The organism is Brevibacillus sp. MS2.2 (genome assembly GCF_013284345.1).
GTDB classification, from domain to species: Bacteria; Bacillota; Bacilli; order Brevibacillales; family Brevibacillaceae; genus Brevibacillus; species Brevibacillus brevis_C.
Map to the genome: position 1 here is coordinate 14,095 of NZ_JABSUZ010000026.1, position 14,844 is coordinate 28,938.

Annotated in this window: 14 protein-coding genes; 12 read left to right on the forward strand and 2 right to left on the reverse strand. The window is 46.0% G+C overall.

Translation table 11 applies throughout. From position 1 onward, the window contains the following. The first annotated feature begins 285 nt into the window (after nucleotides 1–285). Together HP568_RS20800 and HP568_RS20805 are read left to right on the forward strand one after the other, a co-directional pair. Nucleotides 286–717 carry an acyl-CoA thioesterase gene (locus HP568_RS20800; protein WP_173630108.1) on the forward strand — a complete coding sequence of 144 codons (432 nt, stop codon included), beginning with the start codon at nucleotides 286–288 and terminating at the stop codon, nucleotides 715–717. Nucleotides 718–719: 2 nt separating this feature from the next. Next, complete coding sequence (locus HP568_RS20805; RefSeq protein ID WP_007725339.1) at nucleotides 720–1,115, forward strand: FxsA family protein; 396 nt, start codon at nucleotides 720–722, stop codon at nucleotides 1,113–1,115. A gap of 83 nt (nucleotides 1,116–1,198) precedes the next feature. Here HP568_RS20805 and ytvI read toward each other — a convergent pair whose 3' ends face one another. Then, nucleotides 1,199–2,329, reverse strand: a complete 1,131-nt coding sequence (gene ytvI, locus HP568_RS20810; RefSeq protein WP_173630109.1) for a sporulation integral membrane protein YtvI — start codon at nucleotides 2,327–2,329, stop codon at nucleotides 1,199–1,201. A gap of 425 nt (nucleotides 2,330–2,754) precedes the next feature. Here ytvI and citZ point away from each other — a divergent pair, with 425 nt between their 5' ends. The 3 genes from citZ to mdh all read left to right on the forward strand — a co-directional run bounded on the left by citZ (nucleotide 2,755) and on the right by mdh (nucleotide 6,295). Further along, a complete protein-coding gene (citZ, locus tag HP568_RS20815; RefSeq protein WP_173630110.1) occupies nucleotides 2,755–3,867 on the forward strand; it encodes a citrate synthase in 1,113 nt (370 codons plus the stop codon). Between the two features lie 153 nt (nucleotides 3,868–4,020). Further along, a complete protein-coding gene (gene icd / locus HP568_RS20820) occupies nucleotides 4,021–5,304 on the forward strand; it encodes an NADP-dependent isocitrate dehydrogenase (RefSeq protein WP_048031705.1) in 1,284 nt (427 codons plus the stop codon). A 52-nt stretch (nucleotides 5,305–5,356) separates the two neighbouring features. Beyond that, a complete protein-coding gene (gene mdh, locus HP568_RS20825) occupies nucleotides 5,357–6,295 on the forward strand; it encodes a malate dehydrogenase (protein ID WP_173630111.1) in 939 nt (312 codons plus the stop codon). A 24-nt stretch (nucleotides 6,296–6,319) separates the two neighbouring features. On the opposite strand, the gene HP568_RS20830 is transcribed toward mdh, so the two are convergent. Then, nucleotides 6,320–6,478: a hypothetical protein gene (locus HP568_RS20830; protein WP_173630112.1), complete on the reverse strand. Its 159-nt coding sequence runs from the start codon at nucleotides 6,476–6,478 to the stop codon at nucleotides 6,320–6,322. Nucleotides 6,479–6,937: 459 nt separating this feature from the next. On the opposite strand from HP568_RS20830, the gene HP568_RS20835 reads away from it, so the two are divergent. From HP568_RS20835 to HP568_RS20865, 7 genes are all read left to right on the forward strand, one after another. Next, nucleotides 6,938–7,633: a response regulator transcription factor gene (locus HP568_RS20835; RefSeq protein WP_007725334.1), complete on the forward strand. Its 696-nt coding sequence runs from the start codon at nucleotides 6,938–6,940 to the stop codon at nucleotides 7,631–7,633. A gap of 13 nt (nucleotides 7,634–7,646) precedes the next feature. After that, entirely contained in the window at nucleotides 7,647–9,410 is a 1,764-nt protein-coding gene (gene pnpS / locus HP568_RS20840; RefSeq protein WP_048031707.1) for a two-component system histidine kinase PnpS, read from the forward strand. Between the two features lie 108 nt (nucleotides 9,411–9,518). Next, nucleotides 9,519–10,175, forward strand: coding sequence for a phosphate signaling complex protein PhoU (gene phoU / locus HP568_RS20845; RefSeq protein ID WP_048031708.1), 657 nt, complete (start codon nucleotides 9,519–9,521; stop codon nucleotides 10,173–10,175). A 255-nt stretch (nucleotides 10,176–10,430) separates the two neighbouring features. After that, a complete protein-coding gene (locus HP568_RS20850; protein WP_048031709.1) occupies nucleotides 10,431–11,519 on the forward strand; it encodes a PRK06851 family protein in 1,089 nt (362 codons plus the stop codon). Nucleotides 11,520–11,611: 92 nt separating this feature from the next. Continuing rightward, nucleotides 11,612–12,556 (forward strand): VanW family protein, encoded by a 945-nt coding sequence (locus tag HP568_RS20855; RefSeq protein ID WP_173630113.1) that lies wholly within the window; start codon nucleotides 11,612–11,614, stop codon nucleotides 12,554–12,556. Between the two features lie 268 nt (nucleotides 12,557–12,824). Further along, the gene (locus tag HP568_RS20860) at nucleotides 12,825–13,814 is read left to right on the forward strand and encodes a hypothetical protein (RefSeq protein WP_173630114.1); all 990 of its coding nucleotides are present in this window, start codon (nucleotides 12,825–12,827) and stop codon (nucleotides 13,812–13,814) included. Between the two features lie 592 nt (nucleotides 13,815–14,406). Next, nucleotides 14,407–14,835 carry a MarR family winged helix-turn-helix transcriptional regulator gene (locus HP568_RS20865; protein WP_012685124.1) on the forward strand — a complete coding sequence of 143 codons (429 nt, stop codon included), beginning with the start codon at nucleotides 14,407–14,409 and terminating at the stop codon, nucleotides 14,833–14,835. The last annotated feature ends 9 nt before the right edge of the window (nucleotides 14,836–14,844 follow it).

Genomic DNA, 14,844 nt, shown 5'->3' on the forward strand with positions numbered 1-14,844 from the left:
AGATCGTAGAGGAAACAGGAGAAAACAGCGAAGATCTTAGGGACGCCGACCGAGACGGAATGCAAAAAGCGAAACACGCCCTTAAGCGTCCACCTCTGAAATTACTTCGGTGAATGGACTACTTTGGACGCGGTTTCGCTTTTTGCATGGAGTCGGGCAGTCAATCCCTCAGGGGGTGGCCCTAGAAGCTGAGCGTTTTCTCCTGTTTCCTCCCCACCACAACAGCAACGTATTTTCTTGTCCTTGTATGGTACAATCATCCTATAGAGAAAGGAGCGATCCAATATGACTCCCATTATTCATTCCCATCGATTGCGTGTCCGCTATGGCGAAACCGATCAGATGGGTGTGGTCTACCATACGAATTACTTGAACTGGTTTGAAGTAGGACGAACAGAATTGATTCGCCATGCGGGGATCACCTATCGTGAGCTGGAGGAAAAAGGCGTACTTCTGCCTGTCACGGATGCGAACATCTCTTACAAACAGCCCGCCCGCTATGACGATGAGGTAGAAATACGGACGAGAGTAAAAGAGCTCAGTCCTGTCCGTCTCACTTTTGCATACGAGATTGTTAGATTGCCTGACCAACAGCCGTTGGTCTCAGGAGAGACGATGCATGTATTTACCAACACAGCTTTGAGGCCGATTCGCTTGTCACGAGCCGAGCCTGACATCTATGTTTGGTTGGACTCCCAGCATAAAGGAGGGGAATAAGCATGTTCCGCTTTTTTGCCATTCTATTTGTCGTTGCGTTTGGATTAGAGCTTTGGGGGCTTATTACCATTGGATCGTGGATCGGTGGTTGGAATACAGTCGTGCTCGTCATTCTCACGGGGATATTGGGGGCTTGGCTCGCAAGACAGCAGGGGATGCAAGTATTCCGGATGGTCCAACACCAGTTGTCGCGTGGGCAAATGCCTACGGATTCACTTATCGATGGTGTTTTGATTTTGATCGGTGGCATTTTGCTCTTGTTGCCTGGATTCGTCACGGATGTGATTGGACTGGTCTTCCTCATTCCGTACACACGGATGATTATTCGTCATCTGTTGAAGCGCTGGCTGTGGAATCTCATCTCGTCTGGTCGTGTTCAATTGTTTTTCCGCCGCTAATACAGTACAGATATTCCCTATAAAAAAAGAACCGCTTCGAGCTGTGTGACAAGCTGCTCGCAAGCGGTTCTTTTTACGTTGGGTCAGGTTTTCTTTCCACGGATGTAGCCCCATACATCGACGAAGACGTTGGCTTTTACCAAAGCATTGATCATGACAAGTGAAACAGGTCCGATGATCAAGCCCAGGAATCCGAACAATTGGAGGCCAACAAACAGCGCGACTAGCGTGAGGAGAGGGTCGAGACCGACGTTTTCCGCAACGACTTTTGGCTCGATAATTTGACGGAAAATCAATACGACCCCGTACAAAATGGATAAGCCGATGACCATCGTGTAATTGCCTTTGAAAAACATGTAGATGATCCAAGGAACAAAGACCGTCCCTGTCCCAAGATAAGGCAAGAGATCGACCAAGCCCGTGATCAAGCCAATCGTTATTGCGTATTCGACACGCATGAACAACAGACCAATAATCACGATGGCGGCGGTTAAGGAGATGAGAGTCAACTGCGCCTTGACGAACCCGAACAAGGCATTGCGCAAATCGATAAAAATCTGATCGAGACGACTGTTTACTCCTTTTGGCAAAAGACGACGAGCCCGCGCTTCCCAAACAGCAAAATCTTTGGAGATAAAGAACGCACCCATGATGGAAATGACGGAAACTGTTGCCATATTCGGGAGTGAGACAAGCAGATTTTTCAATCCATCCAGGAATTTGACGATCAAGTCCTGCCCGACATTCGTGATGGTCGAGATCGCACTGCCTACCGTACTGGTAAGCTTATCCTTATAACTTGGATCGAGCTGATCATAAAACCACTGAATCTGATTGTAAATGCCCATCAAGAAGTCTTGAGAAATCGTATTTTGCAAATAATGGGCCAGCTCCTGTGCAACGACTGGCAAGCGTTTGGCCAGCTCTCCGATTTCCACGACCGTTTCCGTGATAATCAGTGTGACCACTCCACCAGCGAGCAGCATCAAAACCAAGAGCGCGATAATGACCGAAAGCCAGCGTGGAATCCTGAACTTTCTCGTCATGAACGTAACTGGTTTATTGATGATGAGCGCAATGACTAAAGCGATTATAAATGGGTACAGTAAGGGTGTTGCGTGTTGGAATACCCAAATCCCTACATAGACAAGCAGGCAAACCCATAACAAGCGAATGATTTGAAAGAGGCGCTCTACCCAGTTTTCCTGATTCAAACGATTTCTCCTTTCCGCCGCGAAGGTGCGAACAAAATACTGATGTTTCTATTATGCAGCATGCCCGATAGGTGGAGCAAGAATCGCGAAAAAACAAAACTCCGTTTCACCCTTCGAAACATTTTTTCGCCAACCTTATTCACAAAATCGCAATAATCTTTTATAATTGGGTCGTCTTAGTGGATTCTTTTCTCTCGCCTCTCCCCTTACACGAGCGTCATTTTCATGTACGACCTTGTGAGGATTTGCGTGGATACATTCCCTGTCAAGAGTGGTGGATGAAAGAAACCGCTGCTTACAATTTCATAGATAGGATGTTCAAAAAATCGTCTTTTTTGAACCTGATCAGGTCGTTTATCAGTCATGGCGGACAAGCGAAGACTGGATAAGCACTACTACTTGAGTGGAAAAGGAGAGGGAGTTCTATGACAACTACTCGTGGACTTGAAGGCGTTGTTGCCGCTCAATCATCCATCTGTTCGATCGTCGATGGAGTTCTTTGCTATGGCGGGATCAACATCGATGAGCTGGCAGAACATGCAACTTTTGAAGAGGTTGTATATTTGCTCTGGCATGGAGCGTTACCGAAGCGTGATCAGCTAGACGCTTTGAAAAAACAATTGGGTGAAAATGCAGCAGTGGCCCAAGAAGTGCTGGAAAGCATTCGCCACTATCCTAAAGGCGTACATCCAATGGCGGCGTTGCGCACAGCTGTCTCTTCGCTAGCGCTCTACGACACAGAAGCGCAAGATATGACTCCTGAAGCCAACTATCGGAAATCTATCCGTCTGATGGCACAAACTCCTACCTTGATCGCTGCTTATGAGCGTATGCGTAAAGGTCTGGAGCCAGTAGCTCCACGTGCAGATTTCACGATTGCACAAAACTTCCTCTACATGCTTACAGGCCAAGAGCCAACAGAAACAGCAGTAAAAGCGTTTGACGTTGCTCTGATCCTGCATGCTGACCATGAGTTTAATGCATCTACATTCTCTGCTCGCGTAACTGTTGCTACTCTGACTGACATTTATTCCGGTATCGTGTCTGCAATCGGTACACTCAAAGGCCCTCTGCATGGCGGCGCTAATGAAGCAGTAGCGAAAATGCTGAACGAAATCGGCGGCATGGCTAATGTAGAGTCCTATATCCGCACCAAGCTGGATAACAAGGAAAAAATCATGGGCTTCGGACACCGTGTATACAAAGATGGTGACCCACGTGCGAAATGGCTGAAAGAAATGTCCAAAGCACTGACCGCGCAAATCGGTCGTCCTGAGCTGTTTGAGATGTCTGTGAAGATTGATGAAATGATTTCCGGCGAAAAAGGCTTGAAACCAAACGTTGACTTCTACTCCGCATCTGTTTACATTTCACTCGGTCTCGAAACAGACCTGTTCACACCGATCTTTGCCATCAGCCGTATGTCCGGTTGGACGGCTCACATCATGGAACAGTATGAAAATAATCGCCTGATCCGTCCTCGCGCGGATTACACCGGCCCGGTCAACCAACACTACGTTCCAATTGACCGCCGCTAAGAACTCGCTATTTTCGAGCGTGGAGGGCAGGTCGTCAGCCAGGCTGATCGCTCCTGAGCGCAAGCTTGAGAACTACCACAAGTGGGTGGTAGTTCTCCTACGTCTGGAAATATTCATAATCACCAAATATATATAACACTGGAGGGATTTTTTGTGTTTAAAAACCTGACGCAACCAACTGTAGGCGAAAAAATTACTGTGGATAACGGTAAACTGGTAGTTCCAAACAATCCGGTCATTCCTTTCATCGAGGGTGACGGTACTGGCCCTGATATCTGGAAAGCTTCTGTTCGCGTTTTGGATGCAGCTGTAGAAAAAGCTTACAAAGGCGAGAAGAAAATCGCTTGGTTCGAAGTATTCGCAGGTGAAAAATCCTTCAACCAATACAGCGAGTGGCTGCCAGAAGATACGCTGACTGCTGTTCGTGAATACCTGATCGCAATCAAAGGTCCTTTGACTACACCAGTAGGCGGCGGTATCCGTTCTATCAACGTAGCACTGCGTCAAGAGCTGGATCTGTATGCTTGCGTACGTCCTGTTCAATACTTCGATGGCGTTCCATCCCCAGTGAAACATCCTGAATTGACTGACATGGTAATCTTCCGCGAGAACACTGAAGACATCTACGCTGGCGTAGAGTGGGCTGAAGGTACTCCAGAAGTGAAAAAAGTAATCGACTTCCTGCAAAACGAAATGGGCGTGAAGAAAATTCGCTTCCCAGAAACTTCTGGTATCGGTATCAAGCCTGTTTCCAAAGATGGTACAGAGCGTCTGGTTCGTGCAGCAATCGATTATGCAATCGACAACAAGCGCAAATCCGTTACCCTCGTACACAAAGGTAACATCATGAAGTTCACGGAAGGTGCGTTCAAAAGCTGGGGTTATGCACTGGCTGAAGCAGAATACGGCGACAAAGTGTTCACTTGGGCACAATACGATCGTATCAAAGCTGAAGGCGGCGACGCTGACAAAGCACAAAAAGAAGCAGAAGCAGCTGGCAAAATCATCGTGAAAGATGTTATCGCTGACGCGTTCCTGCAACAAATCCTGACTCGTCCAGCTGAGTACGATGTAGTAGCAACACTCAACCTGAACGGTGACTATGTATCTGACGCACTGGCTGCACAAGTAGGCGGTATCGGTATCGCTCCAGGTGCAAACATCAACTACCTGACTGGTCATGCGATCTTCGAAGCAACTCATGGTACAGCTCCGAAATACGCTGGTCTGGACAAAGTAAACCCATCCTCCGTGATCCTGTCCGGAGAAATGATGCTGCGTCACCTGGGCTGGAACGAAGCTGCTGACCTGATCATCAACTCCATGGAAAAAACCATCTCCGCGAAAACAGTAACATACGATTTCGCTCGTCTGATGGAAGGCGCACAAGAACTGAAATGCTCCGAGTTTGCTGACGCTCTGATTCAAAACATGTAAGATAGATTTGGGTACAAATTTTTACACTTACATTTTTGGAGGGGAATAGTTCATGGCATTCAACCGTAAAAAAATCGCTGTTATCGGTAGTGGCTTCACTGGTGCAACAACTGCATTCATTTTGGGGCAAAAAGAACTGGGCGACATCGTATTGGTTGACATTCCGCAACTGGAAAACCCAACAAAAGGTAAAGCGCTCGACATGATGGAATCCTCGCCAGTATTAGGCTTTGATGCAAGCATCACAGGTACTGCCAACTATGAAGACATCAAAGATGCTGATCTCGTCATCATCACAGCAGGTATTGCCCGCAAGCCTGGTATGTCCCGCGATGATTTGGTGAACACCAATGCTGGCATTATGAAATCTGTTGCAGAGCAAGTAAAAACATATGCACCTAACTCTATCGTGCTCGTACTGTCTAACCCAGTTGACGCGATGACGTACACCTTCTTCAAAACGTCCGGCTTCCCTAAAGAGCGCGTAATCGGTCAATCCGGTGTTCTGGATACGGCTCGTTTCCGTACCTTCGTGGCTATGGAGTTGAACGTATCGGTAGAAGACGTAACGGGCTTTGTTCTGGGTGGTCACGGTGATGACATGGTTCCATTGGTTCGCTACTCTTATGCTGGTGGTATCCCATTGGAAAAATTAATCCCGAAAGACCGTCTGGATGCGATCGTAGAGCGTACCCGCAAGGGCGGAGGCGAGATCGTAAACCTTTTGGGGAACGGTTCCGCTTACTATGCACCTGCGGCTTCCTTGGTACAAATGGCTGAGGCCATCATCAAGGACAAAAAACGCATTCTGCCATCCATCGCTCTTCTGCAAGGAGAGTACGGCTACAACGATCTCTACCTGGGAGTACCGACTCTGCTCGGCGCAAACGGGATCGAGAAAGTGATCGAATTGGATCTGACTGACGAAGAGAAAGCAGCTCTCGACAAGTCTGCTGACTCCGTACGCAGCGTAATGGCTGTTTTGAAATAAGATCAAGACATGTAAGACGCCTTTCTATGGGAAGGCGTCTTTTTTATTAAAGTTGCTGTGGTGATGGAAGAAGCGAATTTCCAGTCTGCGCTTCGGCCTCCGCCCTGCAAGGGGTATGACTGGCCGCTCCGGAATAAATGGCGGGAGCGCTTCAAACGTAGAAGTTTCGAGGATGTCATTCATAAGTGAAGCTGAAATTCCCCGCCATTTTTTCCTACGCTGAGATGGGCTCCAGAGGCGCTTGGACTGGAAATTCGCTTCTTCTACGTAGCTTTTTTTAGGTGCTCAAGGAAAAAAGCGTAAATCATCCTTAGCTGTACGGAAGCACTGTCACATGTTTGGAAGGAGACCGCCCGAACGCAGAGAGGATACAGGCGACTGGAAAACATGTGGCAGGGCTTCTCCCGACCACTACCGATGGAAGACAGCAAGGATTTTTAAAGGAGATACCTTTACCTAAAAGAGGAATACTATTGCGAAGCAAGTAAGTTCTATGTACCCATCAGCATGTCTTTACAAAAAAATTACTTGTTTTCCGCAATGAGCATTGGCAGACTGAGTATTGTAGAGAGAAGCATTTTTCAGGGGACGTAGGTAAGAAAATCGAGCGCAAGCATTGCAACGCTAGGGGGAAACAGACAGATGATCAAAGTGTTGGTAGTGGATGACGAAGCTTCTATTGTAAAGCTATTGCAATTTAATCTTGAAAAATCAGGTTTTCAGGTCGTAACTGCTTTTGACGGTAAACAGGCCTTGGAAATGGTTAAGAGCGAGCAGCCTGATTTTATCATTCTTGATTTGATGCTTCCCAAGATGGATGGAATGGATGTATGCAAAACCTTGCGCCAAGAACGCAATAATACACCGATCTTGATGCTTACAGCGAAAGATGATGAGCTCGACAAGATTTTGGGACTTGAGCTTGGTGCCGATGATTATTTGACAAAGCCATTTAGCCCGAGAGAAGTTATTGCCCGCGTGAAAGCCATTCTGCGGCGGTTTCAGAACACGCCAGAAGCGACTACAGCGCCTCAAGAGGTGTTGCTCCAATTTGGGGATATTCGTATCTACCCGGAGAAGTACGAGGTGTTTTGTAAAGACGTGAAGGTTGAGCTGACGCCAAAGGAATTCGAGCTGCTTAACTATTTAGCGAGCCACCAAGGACGTGTACTGACGCGCGATCAATTGCTGAATGCTGTTTGGAACTACGATTTCATCGGGGATTCTCGAATTGTGGACGTGCATGTCAGCCATTTGCGTGAAAAGCTTGAGGATGACACCAAGAACCCGAAATACATCAAAACAGTTCGCGGATTAGGATACAAACTGGAAGGATAACGGAGGATTTACCTTGACTCGCTTTCGAATCAAACTCACTTTGACTATTTTGGGTTTAATCTCCCTCGTACTATTGGTGATGGGGATGTATTTTGCCAAAGTGCTGGAGAATTCCTACCTCCAATCACTGAATGAGCTATTGTCCCGCGAGTCGAAGCTCATCTCTCAGGCGGTCCGTTTCCCAAACGTCTTTACCGATAAGGCGACGTTAGCGGATCGGGTCACACAAGTAGCGCCAACGGATGAAGTACGGATTACCATTATCGACAAGGATGGTCAGGTGATGTACGACAACTCCTCCCACCCGGAAGAGATGGAAAACCACCATGACCGACCGGAGATGAAGGCAGCGTTACAAGGAGAAACAGGGATTTCCCGCCGTTTCAGTGAGACGCTCGGCTATGACATGATGTACGTTGCAGTTCCTGTTGAACTGAACAACGAAATATTCGGTGTTGTTCGTTCAGCGATGTCGATGAAAGATATTACCGATACGATTCACAAAATGTGGTACAGCTTGCTCACCGGTTTATTGGTTACTTTGGTAGTCGGATCGATTGTCGTTTCCCGCATTTCCTTTTCCATTATTCGTCCGATCGAGGAGATCACCCGGGTAGCCCGCAACATTACACAGCGCCAATACGAGAGCCGTGTGAGAATCAAAGCAAAGGATGAGATCGGCCAGCTTGCAGGAGCAATCAACTTCATGGCATCGAGCCTGGAGCAGCAGATGTACGAAATCTCGGAGAATCAGCAGCGCTTAGCAGGTGTGCTGACCAATATGACGAGTGGCGTGATCTTCATTTCAGAGCAACGTCGGATCATGTTGGTCAATCCAGCCGTTGAAAAGCTGTTGGGTACCGCTGGACATGAGATCGTCGGGAAGCTGCATATCGAGGCAGGCAAGAGCTTTGGGCTCAGCCAATACATCGACAGATGCCTCGACAGAAGCGAGAAGTTCCGTCAAGAGGTACACATTTATTACCCGCAGGAACGCATCCTCGACGTGAATTTTGCTCCCTATATTAACTTCAAGGGGGAGTCGAGGGGTGTAGTTGTGGTGCTGCATGACATCACAGACATTCGCCGCCTGGAGAAGATGCGTAGTGAGTTCGTGGCAAACGTATCGCATGAGCTACGCACGCCGATTACCTCGATCAAGGGCTTCACAGAAACCTTGCTTGAAGGGGCGATGCAAGATGAGGAAACATGTCGCAATTTCCTGCAAATCATCTCAGATGAGAGCGAGCGACTCTACCGGATGATCCGCGATATTTTGGACCTGTCCAAAATCGAGCAGAAGCGAATCCCGTTGCATCTGAGTCAGGTTCACTTGCAGGATTTGATCAGTTCGGCAGTTGCCATCATGCATGACCAGGCACAGCGTAAGGAATTGACGATCACACTCCCTTCACCGAAGCCAGATATTTGGCTGATGACGGATAAGGATTGCTTGCAGCAGATCATCTTAAATCTGTTGACGAATGCGATTGCCTATACGCCAGAAGGTGGAAAAATCAACGTCAAGACAGAAGCAGACAGCGAAAACATCACTATTCAAGTGATGGATACCGGGATCGGCATTCCGGAAAAGGAACTCACGCGTATCTTTGAGCGGTTTTATCGCGTAGACAAGGCGCGTAGCCGCGATTCAGGTGGAACAGGTTTGGGCCTCGCAATTGTGAAGCATCTCGTGGAAAATTTGCACGGACATATCAGTGTGGAGAGCAAGGAAGGAAGAGGGACAACCTTCACAGTTACGCTTCCCCTTACCTAAAAAAGCTACTGAAAAAACATTTACACAAACAAAATAGTAGCTTTACTTCTACAATACAATCGCCTTGTACCATTTGACATGTCAGACACTAGAAGGGGGAAGAGGGAAATGTCACGGCACGCTTTTGAAGAACAGCAGGATGTACTGCACCGCAAGCTCATGACGATGGGCACATTGGTGGAAGAAGCTATTCATAAATCCATTAAGAGTCTGGTTGAGCGGGATGCCCAACTGGCTGAACAAGTTATCGCAAGCGATCCTGTGATCAATGAGTTGGAGCAAGAAATACAGAGCGATTGCTTCCGTCTCATTGCATTGCAGCAGCCAGTCGGAGGTGACTTGCGACGCTTGGGAACAATGTTGAAGCTGGTGACGGATTTGGAGCGAATGGGTGATCATGCCGTTTCCATTGCCAAGACGACACGACGCTTGATGGCGGACCCGTACGTGAAACCCCTCATCGATATTCCGATGATGGCTGATCACGTCAAGGCTATGGTGCGCGATTGCTTAAATGCGTATATTGCACGCAATAAAGAAGCGGCAGAAGAGATTGCGGCACGCGACGACATTGTCGATAAACTGTACTCCACGATTTTCCATGATCTGATTGAATTGATGACGAAAAACAGTCAGGCCATTTCGCAAGGAACGCATTTACTTTTGGTTGCGCAATATTTGGAACGGATTGCCGATCATGTTACGAACATCTGCGAATGGATTATCTATATGTCTACTGGTAAAATGACGGATTTGAATAAATAATACCCGAATGCCAAAAAGCCGCTGTGAGCTATGAAGAATAGCTTGCAGCGGCTTTTCCATAATATCGTAAAGTATAAACTTCTTCGGGTTTCTTCTCGATATTACGGAAAACATTCCGCTAAAACGCGGTCGCTCATCCTTGAGTAAACCACGATAGAGGTTTTCTTATGGTTGTAGACAGACGCCTATTCTCCCTTTTGTGCATACAATACATCGATTCAATGGCAGCTAGAAGAAGTACAGGAGGGAAAGGAAATGACCACAAAAGTGCGCCACATATATGCCGCAGGGAATACTGCGCGAGGATACAAGACATTTTATGACTCCGTCTTGGAAGGCTTGGAGCGCGTTTATATTTTGACAGGGACAGTGGAAGGAATTACATCGCCACTGATTGAGTCGATTGGAAATCAAATGGCACGAAAAACAGACGAAGTGGAGTGGATTCATTCCCCTTTTGTGAACGGACAGTTTGATGGTGTCATTTTTCCTCGCTATAAAGTAGCGATCATGGACGGAAGTTATCCCCGCATGTGGAGACCGGCTTCCCCTGGCGTTATTGAAATTCAGGTCAATTTGCAGGCGATGGTAGACGTTGATCAGCTCGTGGATGACAAAGACCGGATTGCCGCCTGGTACGAAGAGATTTTTAACAAGAGTGAAGAGGCTTATCAAGCTTTTGGCGAAGCATTGCGCATCCATGATGAGTGGGAAGCCCCTTACATTGAAAACCTAGACAGAGAAGAAGCCAATCGCGTTACGGAAGAAGTCGTTGCGCTATTCTTCGGGGATGAGCAGCTAGAGAAGAGAGCAAAAGTTCGGCGCATGTACTTGGGGGCTGCCACTCCACAGGGACCGGTCGATCATATCATGAAGCTGACAGACCAATTGGAGAAGCGCTACTTCATCAAGGGCAGACCAGGCTCTGGCAAGTCAACCATGCTGAAAAAGCTGGTGAAGGAAGCCCAAACACGTGGCTTTGATGTAGAAGTGTACCACTGTGGTTTGGACCCGCACAGTCTCGATATGGTGATTGTACCTGAGAGGAGCCTCGCCATTTTTGACAGCACGGCACCGCATGAGTATTTTCCTAGCAAAGATACGGATGAGGTTATTGATATGTACGAACGCGCGATTACCCCAGGAACCGATGAGAAATATGAAGAAGAATTATTGGATATTAAGGTAAGATATACCCAAAAAATTAAAGAGGCCACAGCCAATCTTGTTGCAGCCAAGGAGCTGCGTGATCAATTAAACACCACGTATCAGGAAGCCGTTGACCAGCAACGTTTAAAGGCTGTCTCGCAAGCTCTCGTAAGCAGACTGACAAAGATGGGCTAATGGTATTCAGATCGTAGAATGAAACCCGTTCGACTGCTCATACTACAATAACGGAAGAGGATCGTTGTTGGAGAATGGAGGTGAGCAGCCGGATGGGTTTTGCTATGAAGTTAGCTCTGCTACTATTAATAAATCCCCTCGACCCAACGAATTTTTTGCAGATAGAGATGGAGAACAAGACGGTAGCTATTCTCAATCGGGCTGATTATTCTCTTCCCTTTGATGGTGTTCCTTTGGTTGATGAAAGCAAGCTTGCGCGAATGGTGGAAGAGTTGGCGAAAAAAGCGCACATTGAGCCCATCAATGCGACGATTAATAACGCCGGAGCCATCGTTCCAGAAACCAGGGGAAGAAGGTTGGATGACCTGACATTTCGCGCGCGTTTTTACGATTATTTCTACGGTGCGGGAGCCGCAAGCATGAATGTCAGCTACAAAGAGGTATTCCCAAAGGTAGACAAAGCGCTCATGAGTCAGGTTAGGAAAAAAAGGATCGGACAATATGCGACCTATTTCAATGCAGGTAACTGGAATCGAGTACACAACATCAAGCTCGCCTCGCAGGCGATTAACAATTACGTCGTATTGCCAGGAGAAATTTTTTCTTTTAATAAGGTAGTGGGCCAGCGTACGAAAGAAAAAGGGTATTTGCAGGCGCCCATTATTGTCAGGGGAGAGTTGTCGGAAGGCATTGGGGGAGGAATCTGCCAAGTATCATCTACTTTGTTCAATGCGGTAGATCAGGCAGGTTTGCATATTATGCAGCGTTATTCTCACAGCCGAAACGTAGCGTACGTACCTCCAGGCCGGGATGCGACCGTGAGCTGGTACGGCCCCGATTTTGTATTTCAAAACAAATACGCTTATCCCGTCTTGATCCGGGCGATCGCGAGCAACGGGAGCATGTACGTGACGGTTCACTCTTTTCCAGAAATGGAGCATGAGCCACGAAATGTACCAAGCGTACGCCGCGCGACCCCTGAGGAAACACCGGATGCTCCATCTATTTTGAATGAGAATGGACCGACAGTCCCTTAGAGATGAGGAGGGGGTGTCGGTTTTTTTACGTCTTGGGTACGAGGCTGCGGTGGGGAGAAGAATATTTCCAGTCTAGGCTCCAGGCTCCGTCCCGCTGAGGGTTGAGACTGTCCGCTCCGAAGGGATTCGCGGGGAAACGCAAAAGTGGTAGCCGCTGCGTCTGGAAATATTCTTCTCTTCGTGACGGAGTTTTTAAACGGAAAAATTTACAATATTTTCTATTTATTGTATTATCTTGGAGTAGTCTATTAGATTGGAGGTCAATGTTATGCTTTCATTCAAGAAAAAAGTTATCTCATTTGTCACGATTATTGCCCTAACATGTCTTTTACCGTTAAGTATTAGTGCGAACGAAAGTAATCTTAATTCTGATGAAATAGGTTTTAAGAGCATTAAGATTGAAAATCTTGAGGTAACAGTTTTTGATGATGGACGGGTAAAAGGGATTGAATATTCGGAGGAATTATCCCGAAAAGATAGGAGAAGAATTCTAGAACTTATGCATTTTACTGAACAAGAAATTAACCGTATGCCCGAGGGATTACAAGAAGACGTTATTCGGCTGGGTGGTGTAAAAGTAGATACAACCATTGAGGATTTCGTTCATATATATACTGATTTAGAAGGAAACGATCATATTGTAACTGATGAAAATAACGATGAAGTTGATAAAATTAGGCAAAAGGATTTAGAGATAATTGCACAACAATCAGGCAAGGAATTAACAATCACTCCCTCGGCTGTTAGAGATGGTAAGTTCTACGGATCAAGTATGGCTGTTTATATGGGGAAATCTAGAAATGGGAGAGAATTGGAATACCACTATTTAACAGAATTCGAGTGGAGTGCACGTCCGTGGCTTTACTTCGTAGATACCATAGCAAATACATGGCAAAATCATACTACTGGCGTTTCAAGGGATGGCAGATATGTGGTAAGACCATTTAATGGAAATGGTGATCCGATGGGTGGTATATCTATTGGTTTAAGTAACTTTGATGATTCTAATCCTTTAGGTACAAAAGCTGACGTAGATCTAGCTCGACATGATGGAATCCATGAGGGGTGGTTAAATGATGTCGTCCGGATACCTGATTCCGAGAAGGGCCGAACTGGACAATTTGCTTCTGCTTATGTTCATTCATATTCGTTGGATGGTATAAGCATAAATTTTAAGTATCTAGGTTATCAATTTAGTGGTACCGGGGATAAATGGTCATGGAAAACCTCATTTGAAATTGGTAAGGACAGTAAATAATATTGTACAGCCCTCTTGCATACTAGTTGTCAGAGGGCTGTTGTGTATATTTAAAACACACTCTATTCTTTTAAAAAATGACTAGAGGTATCGATTTTACTAATTGTTATAATAAAGTTAAAACGGTGAGGTGACAATTTTGGAAGAATATATTCGTGCTATAGCTTTTTGGTTTAATCCCATATTGGCAATTTGGTTTTTTATAAATTTCATTTCGATTATTAATAAAATCGTCAAAAATGAAGATTATAAACCTAATCTCTGGATTGGCTCCATGCTCTTGTTTTGGTTCGTTTTTTCCACTTCTTTTACACCTTAAAATGTAAGACAAAAATGGTTCCCTAGACAATTCTTTAATACCCTTTATACTAATAATCCATTTTAGAGCGATCGCTTCTCGGTTTTCCGCAGAGGATAGATCGCTTAACTATTTTATAAAAAGAACTGAATGAGGGTTAATCTACATAAATTCGTTTTACTTACTTAGTTAAAGTTTAACCTAAAGAAATAGTTGCCACGGATAAAAAAACATCGTATAGTTTTCATGTGATAAATTTCGTACACGAAATATTACTTAAGAAAGGAGTGCGCTATGAATAAATCACTGCATATTCGGGACTTGTTAAAACGGTTGAACAAGACATTTGGAACAATGGCCACAAAAGAACTGTCCCAATATGGTGTGACTGTCCCTCAGCTAATGGTCATTCGAGAAATACATCCTGATCCGAAAACGATCGGTCAGATAAGCAAAGCCGTGGATTTATCGTACAGCACCGTTTCTGGCATCATAGATCGTTTGGAACGAGAACAGCTCGTAGAACGTGTACGTGATGAGAATGACCGGCGTGTTGTCTGGATTCGTAAAACACCGAAGATTTCCGAGCTGTTCGCAAAGGTTGATTTTTTCTCAGAGAACTTTTACAAGCGTATTTTCCATGGATTTTCCGATGAGGATTTAGACATCATTATTCAGTCGATGGAAACATTGATTGCGAAACTAGAAGAACGAGAAAGTTGAGGAGAAACC

Coding starts and splice junctions, on each gene's coding strand:
- HP568_RS20800 (WP_173630108.1), top strand. CDS start 286: ATGACTCCCATTATTCATTCCCATCGATTGCGTGTCCGCTATGGCGAA.
- HP568_RS20805 (WP_007725339.1), top strand. CDS start 720: ATGTTCCGCTTTTTTGCCATTCTATTTGTCGTTGCGTTTGGATTAGAG.
- citZ (WP_173630110.1), top strand. CDS start 2,755: ATGACAACTACTCGTGGACTTGAAGGCGTTGTTGCCGCTCAATCATCC.
- mdh (WP_173630111.1), top strand. CDS start 5,357: ATGGCATTCAACCGTAAAAAAATCGCTGTTATCGGTAGTGGCTTCACT.
- HP568_RS20830 (WP_173630112.1), bottom strand. CDS start 6,478: ATGAATGACATCCTCGAAACTTCTACGTTTGAAGCGCTCCCGCCATTT.
- HP568_RS20835 (WP_007725334.1), top strand. CDS start 6,938: ATGATCAAAGTGTTGGTAGTGGATGACGAAGCTTCTATTGTAAAGCTA.
- phoU (WP_048031708.1), top strand. CDS start 9,519: ATGTCACGGCACGCTTTTGAAGAACAGCAGGATGTACTGCACCGCAAG.
- HP568_RS20850 (WP_048031709.1), top strand. CDS start 10,431: ATGACCACAAAAGTGCGCCACATATATGCCGCAGGGAATACTGCGCGA.
- HP568_RS20855 (WP_173630113.1), top strand. CDS start 11,612: ATGGGTTTTGCTATGAAGTTAGCTCTGCTACTATTAATAAATCCCCTC.
- HP568_RS20860 (WP_173630114.1), top strand. CDS start 12,825: ATGCTTTCATTCAAGAAAAAAGTTATCTCATTTGTCACGATTATTGCC.
- HP568_RS20865 (WP_012685124.1), top strand. CDS start 14,407: ATGAATAAATCACTGCATATTCGGGACTTGTTAAAACGGTTGAACAAG.